The sequence below is a fragment of the Actinoplanes sp. NPDC026623 genome (assembly GCF_040638275.1).
Lineage (GTDB): Bacteria > Actinomycetota > Actinomycetes > Mycobacteriales > Micromonosporaceae > Actinoplanes.
In genome coordinates this window covers 1-7,302 of record NZ_JBEZXZ010000302.1, presented here as the reverse complement: position 1 = coordinate 7,302, position 7,302 = coordinate 1, and the positions used below count along the sequence as shown (strand labels likewise).

At 67.5% G+C, this 7,302-nt stretch carries 10 protein-coding genes; 5 read left to right on the top strand and 5 right to left on the bottom strand.

Translation table 11 applies throughout. The annotated features are described in order from the left end of the window. Nucleotides 1–297 precede the first annotated feature (297 nt). The 4 genes from AB0F10_RS42885 (at nucleotide 298) to AB0F10_RS42870 (ending at nucleotide 2,542) form a co-directional block, all read left to right on the top strand. A complete protein-coding gene (locus AB0F10_RS42885; RefSeq protein ID WP_360639599.1) occupies nucleotides 298–891 on the top strand; it encodes an SH3 domain-containing protein in 594 nt (197 codons plus the stop codon). A gap of 354 nt (nucleotides 892–1,245) precedes the next feature. Continuing rightward, nucleotides 1,246–1,560 carry a hypothetical protein gene (locus AB0F10_RS42880; RefSeq protein WP_360639596.1) on the top strand — a complete coding sequence of 105 codons (315 nt, stop codon included), beginning with the start codon at nucleotides 1,246–1,248 and terminating at the stop codon, nucleotides 1,558–1,560. After that, on the top strand, nucleotides 1,560–1,940 hold the full coding sequence (locus AB0F10_RS42875) for a hypothetical protein (protein ID WP_360639593.1): 381 nt from the start codon (nucleotides 1,560–1,562) through the stop codon (nucleotides 1,938–1,940). Before AB0F10_RS42880 ends, AB0F10_RS42875 begins: the two co-directional genes overlap by 1 nt. Continuing rightward, on the top strand, nucleotides 1,937–2,542 hold the full coding sequence (locus tag AB0F10_RS42870) for a DUF2306 domain-containing protein (protein ID WP_360639590.1): 606 nt from the start codon (nucleotides 1,937–1,939) through the stop codon (nucleotides 2,540–2,542). Before AB0F10_RS42875 ends, AB0F10_RS42870 begins: the two co-directional genes overlap by 4 nt. Here AB0F10_RS42870 and AB0F10_RS42865 read toward each other — a convergent pair. The 4 genes from AB0F10_RS42865 to AB0F10_RS42850 all read right to left on the bottom strand — a co-directional run bounded on the left by AB0F10_RS42865 (nucleotide 2,502) and on the right by AB0F10_RS42850 (nucleotide 5,062). Then, nucleotides 2,502–2,630 carry a hypothetical protein gene (locus AB0F10_RS42865; protein ID WP_360639587.1) on the bottom strand — a complete coding sequence of 43 codons (129 nt, stop codon included), beginning with the start codon at nucleotides 2,628–2,630 and terminating at the stop codon, nucleotides 2,502–2,504. The genes AB0F10_RS42870 and AB0F10_RS42865 overlap by 41 nt on opposite strands. A gap of 393 nt (nucleotides 2,631–3,023) precedes the next feature. Beyond that, nucleotides 3,024–3,473 carry a hypothetical protein gene (locus AB0F10_RS42860; RefSeq protein WP_360639584.1) on the bottom strand — a complete coding sequence of 150 codons (450 nt, stop codon included), beginning with the start codon at nucleotides 3,471–3,473 and terminating at the stop codon, nucleotides 3,024–3,026. Nucleotides 3,474–3,553: 80 nt separating this feature from the next. Beyond that, entirely contained in the window at nucleotides 3,554–4,060 is a 507-nt protein-coding gene (locus AB0F10_RS42855; RefSeq protein ID WP_360639581.1) for a HEAT repeat domain-containing protein, read from the bottom strand. 198 nt (nucleotides 4,061–4,258) lie between these two features. Then, on the bottom strand, nucleotides 4,259–5,062 hold the full coding sequence (locus AB0F10_RS42850) for an inositol monophosphatase family protein (RefSeq protein WP_360639578.1): 804 nt from the start codon (nucleotides 5,060–5,062) through the stop codon (nucleotides 4,259–4,261). 509 nt (nucleotides 5,063–5,571) lie between these two features. On the opposite strand from AB0F10_RS42850, the gene AB0F10_RS42845 reads away from it, so the two are divergent. After that, nucleotides 5,572–6,522 carry a hypothetical protein gene (locus tag AB0F10_RS42845; protein WP_360639576.1) on the top strand — a complete coding sequence of 317 codons (951 nt, stop codon included), beginning with the start codon at nucleotides 5,572–5,574 and terminating at the stop codon, nucleotides 6,520–6,522. A 351-nt stretch (nucleotides 6,523–6,873) separates the two neighbouring features. Here AB0F10_RS42845 and AB0F10_RS42840 read toward each other — a convergent pair. Further along, the coding region (locus tag AB0F10_RS42840; RefSeq protein WP_360639573.1) for an NUDIX domain-containing protein at nucleotides 6,874–7,302 on the bottom strand (429 nt) is incomplete at its 5' end.

Sequence of the window (7,302 nt, the reverse complement as noted above, 5' to 3'; positions counted from 1 at the left end):
ACCGTGTAGCGAGTCAAGTGAATCTCCCCCGGGTTCGTTCCCGGCCCCCGTTGGCCGGTCACATGAAGAAGATTCGCGGCCGTCCGGTGCACCCCGCGGTCCCGCACGGTTGCCTATGCGTTGCAGCCCGACCTTTCGGTCAGCCACCGCCCTCCATCCGCAGGACCTGGCATTCGGGTACGGCGCGCACGACCGGCCGTTGTGCTCGCTGCGCGGCCGCGACGCTGAGGCGATCCGGGCGCCGCCGCCCCGTGTCAAGGACGCCCGAAGACTGGCTCTGGTTCTGGCCCTCATCTCGTGATCGCAACTGTCCCCAGGGCATCTGATCAGCGGGTGAGCAGGACGCGCTTACGGAGAAGGCCGAACCCGGCTCGCCCATACACCGGCTCGGGCTACGCACTGGCCGAACCACGAGGCTGCGTCGTCCCGGTCGTCTCGGATCCCGGTCCGTTCCCATGCTGGGTTTGGCGGTGGCGGATACCGCCACCACCACCACCGCCGCCGCGCTGGGCGGCCGGTGTCTGCCACCGCAAGGCGTGCACCATCGTCGCCGAGTCGCTCAAGGTGCGCTCCGCGCCCTCGCAGAGCGCGAAGATCGTGGGATCGGTGCGCAACAACCAGCAGGTGACCGTCGCCTGCGTCATCACCGGGCAGCTGGTCAAGGGCACGGTGCGCACCACGACCGCCTGGGACCGGATCGGCACCGGCCGCTACGTCTCGCACGCCTACGTGAAGCCGTCGGGGCAAGATCCCGCGCTGCCCGGCGAGCCCGCCCGCAGCCGCGCCGGCGTCCGCCAAGACGCAGACCCCGGCAGAGTTCATGAAGGCGGCGGCGCCCGGCGCGCAGGCCGGTTGGATTTGTCAGGCCTGCGGAAACTCACAGATACCTGAGGTAACCGATAGTCGTCGGCGGTGGCCAGTCAGATGCCGTCCGGCTCACCTGTGGTGTTGTTGCGACGAATCAACACGCTGTGCCGGCCGCCGTCGTGTGGGGCGCCGGCGACGCCGAGCCATGCCCGGTCGTGGTAGCGACTCCCGTCCGCCTGATCGAGCTGCGAGTCTCCGGCGCTACGCGAATTTGCGTATTGGACGGGCCGCTTTGGGACGGACCCCTAAGCCTGCCTCGCCGTCGAGGATCGGGGCATGGCAAAGCGGCGTACGAGGTTGGCGGCCCGACGGCGGGGTTGGGTCGTTGCGACCTGTGTTGCGTTGGTCCTGGCGGCAGTCGGGGACGCAGGGCCGGAGGTGGTCGAGTCGCGCAGTCTGGTGGCCGGGTACGACGGGCCCGGGCCGCTGATCTATCTGAGTGTCGCGGTGCTGGTAGCGGCGGTCAGATGGCGGTTCGTTCCGCTGGTGGCGGTGGTGGTGTCAGCGCTGTTCCTGGTTGGCGGGCTGGCCGATGCGGACTTCCGGGATCGGCTGACGGGGCCGGTCGGAGCCGCGCTCGCCGGCGGCTGGCTGCAGATGATCAGTTTTGTGGCGGTGATGCTCTGTGGGCTTGTGGCAGTCCGACAACCCGCGCGGGCCCGCCAGCCGCATCAATTGACGGGAGAACGGTGATGAGCACTATCGGGCTGCGTTTCTCGGCAACGCCGAACGCCACGAAGATGTCCCTGGTCGGCCTGTTCATCGGAATACTCGGGCTGGTGATCCAGTGGATTGCCGATCCGCCGAAGTTTCACGGATTCCCGCCGGGCATCGGGTTCCTCGCGGTCTGTGCCGCCCTGGTGGTGCTCGCCGCCGGCCGTTGGTGGGCGCCGATCTTCTCGGTGCTGATCTCGCTGTGGATTGTGTTCGGCGGGTGGGCGGCCGGGCTGCTGATCCCGAACTTCCGGTCGGACAATGCCGGGACGGTGGCCGGCAATGCCGTGATGGTGGCCGGGCTGCTGTTCGCCGCGGTCACCGGGGTTGTCGCGATAGTCGCCGGTCGGCGCCGGTGAAGTGGAAGTGGCTGCTGTTCGCGGTCGCGATGGGCGCGGGTGTGGCGCTGGCGTTTCCGTACCTGAGTCTTGACGTCGGCAGGAGCCGCCTCGACGTGCCCGGCGGCCTGCACTACGCCATCCTGGTCGTGCACGTTTTCACGGCGGCGGTGGCACTCGTGCTCGGCCCGGTGCAGTTCCTCCGTCGGGTGCGGATCCACGGGGTACTGGGCCGGGTCTATCTGCTGGGCGGGGTGCTCCCGGCGGCGGTCACCGCGGTTCCGGTCGCTGTGTGGTCGGGGCAGACGCTAACCCAGGTCGGTCTGATCACCGCGGCGGTGCTGTGGCTGGTCACGGCCGGGTTGGCGTACCGGGCGGCCCGCCGGCGGGACTTCGCCGCTCATCGGGCCTGGATGATGCGTAACTACGCGCTGACGTTCCTGGCGGTGACGGCGCGCCTTCTCACGCCGTTGCTGCTGGTAGCCCGGGTCGCCGCCGGCGGGACCGCGGACGTGGCCAGCACGATCCCGGGCGGTCAGACGATCGGCTGGCTGGTCAACCTGGTCGTGGCTGAGATCCTGATCAGGCGAATGGCTCGTCCATCAGGCCGGACTGGTAGATGAACCCGACGAGCTGCGTCGGGTCCCGGGCGCCGAGTTTGACCATGGCGCGGCCGATATGGGTACGCGCGGTGGTCGCGCTGATCCGCAACCGCTCCCCGATCTCCTCTTGGCGAGGCCGTGCGCCGCGAGCACCACGGTCTGGCGTTCGCGCTCTGTGAGGGTGGACAGCTGGGGGTGCGGCAGCTTGGTGCGGGGCCGCAGCGTGACGACCTCCCGCATTAACGTGCGGGCCACCGACGGTGACATGAGCGCGCCGCCGCCGGCGACCGTTCGGACGGCGGGCAGCAGGTCGGCCGGATTGCTGTCCTTGAGCAGGAAGCCACTGGCGCCGCAACGGAGGGCGTCGAAGATGATCCGGGTGCCGGCCAGCAGCGGGTCAGCGGTGATGCGCCCGGTCGCTTCCAGGCCGCTGATGCCCGGCATACGGATGTCCATCAGGACGATGCGTCGCTGGCGGCTAAGTACCAGTGCGCCGGCTCCGTCACAGGGCGATCGGGCGGTAGGCCAGCGCAGCGTCGACGATTACGTCCGCGGTTGCGTCCCCCAGCCCAGACAGCGGGTTGAAGATCAGACCGCTCGCGCCCGGCATCACGGTGTTGAGCTCGAACGCCGCGATGTACCAGTCATCGGCCGGGTCGGCGAGGATGCGACGCACGATCTCGACCAACTCGTCGCGGGTGACGTCGGGCAGCCGGACCGGCGGCGGCGCACACGCCCATTCGACCAGCTCTTCACGGCCGGGCGCGCCGCAGTGATGGTGGAAGTCGTCGACCCCGAAGCTGTGACCGGTCGTCTCGTTGAGCGTTTCGATCGCGGCAGTGGCGTCCTCACCGCGGCTGACGAGCTGCTCGATCCGCAGCACCGCCGCCCCGACCGCGATCCGTCGCTCAGGCGTGACCGGCCGGCGCCGCAGTGCGTCGCGCAACTCCACGCCGTGGACCCTATCGCTAGCTCGTGGGTCACTGCGTACCGTCCGCGGATCGTCCGTGGCGCCGCCAGTCTGTCGTTGCGCTACCGCCTGTTCAGCCTCGCGAGGCCGCGAGCGGCGAACTTGCGCACCTGATCCTCCGGGTCGGCGAGTAGCCCGCGAAGGGCGGGCTCGGCCGCCCGGTCGCGCAGCCCGCCCAGATACCAGCCGAGGACCATTCGTACGTGCGGATCCGGGTCGTCAGCGAGCGGCAGCAATGCCACAAGTGCTCCGGGCCGCGCTTGGAAGGCCACTATGCCGGCAGCCTTCGAACGGACCATCGGGTCGGAGTCGTCAAGCAACGACCGGGCAACAGCGTCGACCTGCTCGTCGTCCGGCTGGTTTGCGAGACCCTCCAATGCCGTGTATCGCAGCCGCGGATCGGCGAGACCCGCCACGAGAACATCGAAGTCGCGAGGGTCTCCGAGGAAACCGACCAGCCGCAGCCGCATCCCCTCGTCACCGGCAAAGGACCAGACGGCGGCACGGCTGCCCTCCGGATCGTCTTCTACGAGGGCCTCGATCTCGTCGATCAGCAGCGACACATCCACGCTACGACCCGCTGTGGCGAGTGCACTCAAAAGCTGATCGAGAGTCCGAGACACCGCTCAAGAGTAGTGATCATCGGGGTCACCACGAACTCGTACAGCGTCCAGATCCGCCGCCGACCGTGCGCGGCCAGGATGAGGGCTGACCCTGTCACCGACCGCCGGGTTGTACGACGTCCGCTCCGAGAACCGGATGCCGGATCAATTCTTTCGTGGGCGCTGGTTCGCGATCAGGGCCAGTAGGGCGGCATGGGTCTGCTCGTCTGCAGCCGCAACGAGACCACCCGCCCCGGTATGGATTGGCTGGCCGTCGATCCCGGTGACTACACAACCGGCCGCCTGGCAGAGGGCGATTCCGGCCGCGAAGTGAACGCTGTCGCGTAGGTGGCCATCGGTGACGTAGGCGGCGCGGCGGCCGGCGGCGACCCAAGCCACGGCCAGCGTGGTAGAGACGACCCGGGGGCGAAACTGTTCAATGAATCCTTCATCGGCAAGCATCCGGGCGGCCGAGAAGACCCCATAGTTGGGGAACGGCGGGTCGAGATTGACGTCGACCAGCCTCGACTCGGCCGATGGGGTAAGTCGCTCGTCCGCCCCATCGCGGCGCACGTATGCAGCAGCACCGTCAGTCCAGAACACCTCGTTCGTGAACGGGTCCGCGGAGGCGGCCACCGTGGCCTGCCCACCGGTTTGTAGGGCCACGTTCACCGAGGCCAGCATGTTCCGCACGGCGTAGTTCAACGTTCCGCACAACGGGTCGACCAACCACAATCGATCGGTCACACCGTCGCCGGTGCGCCCGCTCTCCTCACCCAGTACCAGATCCTCCGGCCGCGCCGCACGCAAAACCTCGATGATGGCCTTTTCGGCCTCGACGTCGGCCGTGGTGGCGAAGTCACCAGCGGACTTCTGGAAGCGTGTCAGCGATGATCCGTAGTGCAAGCGGACGACTGCGGCACCGGCTCCCGCCGCTTCGAGGACCAAATCCTGGTCGGTGATCGACATGCAGAGACCATAGATGTCCACCACACCCTCGAACGGGCGGGAGGCCCCGCAGGAGAAAGATCAAGTGTCCGGATTGCCGCGATCCGCTCATTACACAGCGTCGCGATGCGCGGTTGCGCCGGCTCACGGACATGCCGATGTGAGTGCATGTGTGCCGGTTCCGGTACGAGGGACAGATCGCCGGCCAAGAATCGATTGGTGCGTCTAGCCTGCCACCTAGATCGCAGGGGATCGATGTGGACGCATCGCATTGGGATTACTACGTTCCGTACCAATTTGACCTGCAGGCTAACGATCCCGTATCGGTCGATATAAATCGAATGCCAAAATATGCTACCTGTTGCAAGATCTTTCATGTAAATTGCCACGATCATTTGATCTTGTGATTTGGAGAAATCTTGAAAACGGGGATTCGAACTCACGCGGGTGTGCGGGCGTTTTCGCTGGCCACGGCCGCCGGCGTCCTATCCGGAGCGGTGGTGTTGGCGCCGCTGTCCGTGACTCCCGCGATGGCTGCATCGCCGGCGCCCGCCGTCGACGCCGACCTCAACGGCGACAATCTCACCGACCTGGTCGCCATCGGTGGTGACCACGGCATCGCCTCCGGCCTCTGGCTCGCGTCGGGCAAGGGCAATGGGCGGATCGCGCCCGTCGCGGCCAACATCGGATCCCACGGCAACGGCGTGTTCAGCCCCGGCACCGTGGGAAGCCCGACCGATTTCGATGGCGCGCAGGTCCTCACCGGGCACTTCTTCGGCACCGACCTGCAGGACGTTCTCGTCTACTACCCGCCTGCCCACACGAGGGCTCCGGGTGGCGCGGTCGTCCTGCGCGGCAACGGTGACGGGTCGACGATCGAGGCCGAATTCGACCAGAACTACCACAACATCAGTGCGGGCACCTTCACCGGCTTTGACTGGGACGACTTCCAGACGATCAACAACCCGATTCAGCTCGCCAATGCCGGCGCTCACGGCACGACCTATCCGGATCTGATCGGGATCGCCGGTAAGGACGACGGCAGCAGCTTCCTCACCTATTACCCGAACAACGGAACCGCCGGCGGTTACTCCGAGGTCTTCGCCCTGTCGGTCCCGACGCCGACCGGCGGCACCGACTGGAACACCTGGACCATCGCCACGGCCCAGACCGGGTCCGGAACCGCGCTGTTCCTCCGGCAGGCCTCCACCGGCAAGCTCTTCCTTTGGAACGACTTCACCCGGACGGCCGCCGGTACCGCCGGATACACGCCCTACCTGCTGTCCGACACCTTCCACACCGGCGAAGACGTGACCCTGTACGCCGCCGACGTCGACAGCGACGGCACCGGCGACCTCTGGACCGTCGGCGACCGCGGCGTAGCCGTCGCGTGGCTGGTAAGCAACCTCGACAGCGCCGCGTCCACCGGTACCGTTTCCGCGCAGAGGAGCCAGAAATTGCGCACCCGAATGCCTCGATAAGCGCGTCAGGTCGAAGAAAAAGAACCTGACGACGCGGGCAGAATCGGGCCGTGCCGCCGAGGAGGCGCGGCCCGATTGGGGCTTTTCGGGTAACGGCATATACCCCTTTGCCGCGATCCGAGCGCTACGCAGCGTCACGGCGTGATCGGCGTGCCAGGCGCGCGGACATGGCCGATGTGAGTGGGATGATCTTGGCCGGAACAGATATCCGTTCATACCGCGAGTGGCGCGCGCCGGCGGATTACACCGGGTGGCATCGGAGTCATCATGCTGCCAGGGGAGGTCCCGCCGGACAATACGTTGACCGAGCTCCCACAAAGCGGTTTTGTCGTCGTCGTACCGCAAGGCCACCTACGCGTTCTCGTAGGACAACCAGCGGAATTCCTTGTGCTCGGCCGACAGCACGAGCGCTTCCGCCTCAGCGCTGACATCCATCGCAAAGAAGTGCTTGCTAACGATGTACAGCGTTGCAGGCCAGTTCGCGGCGGCATCGAAGCAGCTCTTCTCGACGCCGCTCACCATGTCGAGTTCGTAAAGGGGAGATCCTGCGGTCAAACCTGTCTCCTCGGTGGTCTCCCGCCGAGCGGCCTCCGCCAGGGTTTCGGTGCCCTCGACCCCTCCCGACACGCTCTGCCACGCATCGTCATCCGACCGGCGGAAGACCGCATAGCGGACTCCGCCGGGGGGGGGCCGGGCGGCCGGGGGGGCGGGGGGGGCGGGGCCGGGGGGGGGCGGGCGGCGGGGGCGGCGGCGGGGGGCGCGGCCGGGGCGCGGGCGGGC

Coding starts and splice junctions, on each gene's coding strand:
- AB0F10_RS42875 (WP_360639593.1), top strand. CDS start 1,560: ATGAGCACTATCGGGCTGCGTTTCTCGGCAACGCCGAACGCCACGAAG.
- AB0F10_RS42850 (WP_360639578.1), bottom strand. CDS start 5,062: ATGTCGATCACCGACCAGGATTTGGTCCTCGAAGCGGCGGGAGCCGGT.
- AB0F10_RS42845 (WP_360639576.1), top strand. CDS start 5,572: ATGGCTGCATCGCCGGCGCCCGCCGTCGACGCCGACCTCAACGGCGAC.